The sequence below is a fragment of the Stenotrophomonas sp. 2YAF22 genome (genome assembly GCF_052114665.1).
In the GTDB taxonomy this organism is placed as follows: Bacteria; Pseudomonadota; Gammaproteobacteria; order Xanthomonadales; family Xanthomonadaceae; genus Stenotrophomonas; species Stenotrophomonas indicatrix.
On the sequence record NZ_JBFRFE010000679.1, the window covers coordinates 1 to 2203 of the forward strand.

Here is a 2203-nt window from a genome sequence, read left to right on the forward strand (position 1 = left end):
ATGATGGAACTGTACGAGGCCTATGCCACGTACAACGAGATCATGGACCTGACCGAAGGCGTGATCCGTGACGTGGCGCAGTCGGTGAACGGCTCCACCGTGGTTGAGTGGGACGGCGCCAACATCGACCTGGGCCCGGCGTTCCGCCGCTGGCGCATGGACGAAGCGGTACGCCACCACAACCCGGAAATCTCCGCGGCCGACTGCACCGACCGTGACGCGCTGCTGCGCCATTGCGAGCGCCTGAAGATCCGCGTCAAGCCGTCCTACGGCTGGGGCAAGCTGCTGCTTGAGATCTTCGAAGCCACCGTCGAGCACACCCTGATCCAGCCGACCTTCATCACCGATCACCCGGTGGAGGTCTCGCCGCTGGCCCGCGCCAACGACAACGATCCGGGCTATACCGATCGCTTCGAGCTGTTCGTCAACGGCAAGGAACTGGCCAACGGCTTCTCCGAGCTGAACGACCCGGAAGACCAGGCCCAGCGTTTCCAGGCGCAGGTGGCGGCGAAGGAAGGCGGCGATGACGAGGCCATGCACTACGACGCCGACTACATCCGTGCGCTGGAGTACGGAATGGCGCCGACCGGCGGCCTTGGCATCGGCGTCGATCGCCTGGTGATGCTGCTGACCGGCAGYAGCTCGATCCGCGACGTGCTGCTGTTCCCGTACATGCGTCCTGAGCAGTAACTGGCGTTTTCGGCGTCCGTTTGTGCGCGCCGTCTCGGTTTGAGACGGCGCCATTGACGCAACCCGCACTCGGCGTATCGTTATTGCACAACCTTGACACTGGCTATGGCTTGATGGCGTCAGGGGAGGCCGCAATGTGGAGAATCCGCTTCACATTGTGACGACGATCATGAATCGGGGAGCTTGTGACGGGAGTCGAGCCGATGCAGGGTGCCAGCGTGCACAGCGGCGGGGTATCCTCGCCCGCTGACCTTTCAGCATGGTCGAGAAAGCAGGCAGAGAACGCCTTGAACATCGTCATCGTCGATGACCAGACTTCCGCACGGACGATGCTCCGTCACGTCATCGAGGACATCGCGCCGGAACTGAGCGTGCATGACTTCGGCGATCCGTTGACGGCGTTGGCATGGTGCGAATCGTACCCGGTCGACCTGCTGCTTCTCGATTACCGCATGCCGGAGATGGACGGGTTGGAGTTCGCCCGCCGCTTCCGCCGGCTGCCCAAACATCGCGATATTCCGGTGATCCTGATCACCGTGGTGGGTGACGAGCCGATCCGCCAGGCAGCACTGGAAGCCGGCGTGATCGATTTCCTGGTCAAGCCGATCCGCCCGCGCGAACTGCGCGCACGCTGCTACAACCTGTTGCAGTTGCGGCAGCAGACCGAGAACGTGAAGCAGCGCGCGCTGTCGCTGGAGCAGCGGCTGCTGGCCAGCATGCACGAGGTGGAGGAGCGCGAGCGCGAGACGCTTTCGCGGCTGGCGCGTGCGATCGAGTTCCGTGATGCCGGCACCAGTGCCTACCTTGAGCGCATGGCGCGCGTGGCTGGCCTGATCGCCGAGCAGCTGGGCCTGCCGGAAGACGACGTCAAGCTGATCGAGATGGCCGCGCCGCTGCACGACATGGGCAAGATCGCCATTCCCGATGCGGTGCTGCTCAAGCAGGGCAAGCTCAATGATGAGGAGCTGGCGATCATGCGCCGGCATCCGCGCATTGGCCATGAACTGCTCAGCGGCAGCCAGAACCGCTTCATCCAGGTCGGTGCATTGATCGCGCTGCGTCACCATGAGCGCTACGACGGCAGTGGTTATCCCGATGGCCTGGTCGGCGATGCGATTCCGCTGGAGGCACGCATCGTCGCCGTGGCCGACGTGTTCGATGCGCTGATCTCGCCGCGCCCCTACAAGGAAGCGTGGACGATGGAAGCCACCATGGCCTACCTCTATGCGCAGCGCGGGCGCCTGTTCGATCCGCGTTGCGTGGACGCGTTGCTGCGCGGCCGTGAGCAGCTGGAACAGATCTGCGCCGAGCACTCCACCGCCTCTGCACGGCCGGGACTGGGCGCGTGAAACGCCTGCTGTCACGCTTGCGGCTGCGCCTGTCCCAGCGGCAGGACAGCGAGCACGGGCAGCAGATCGTCCGCATCGTCCTGATCAGCCTGATCCTGGCTTACGTGCTGCTGCCTTCGGCGCGGCACGATCTGCCGCACACCCAATATGTCGGTGTGCTGGCG

General features: G+C 64.4%; 2 protein-coding genes. Both read left to right on the forward strand.

Annotated features, from left to right (window positions below; genetic code table 11):
- Positions 1-690 (forward strand): amino acid--tRNA ligase-related protein (locus AB4Y84_RS19845; RefSeq protein ID WP_442250746.1); only part of this gene is annotated, 690 nt, incomplete at its 5' end.
- Positions 691-893: 203 nt separating this feature from the next.
- Positions 894-2039: a response regulator gene (locus AB4Y84_RS19850; protein ID WP_025878945.1), complete on the forward strand. Its 1146-nt coding sequence runs from the start codon at positions 894-896 to the stop codon at positions 2037-2039.
- Positions 2040-2203 lie beyond the last annotated feature (164 nt).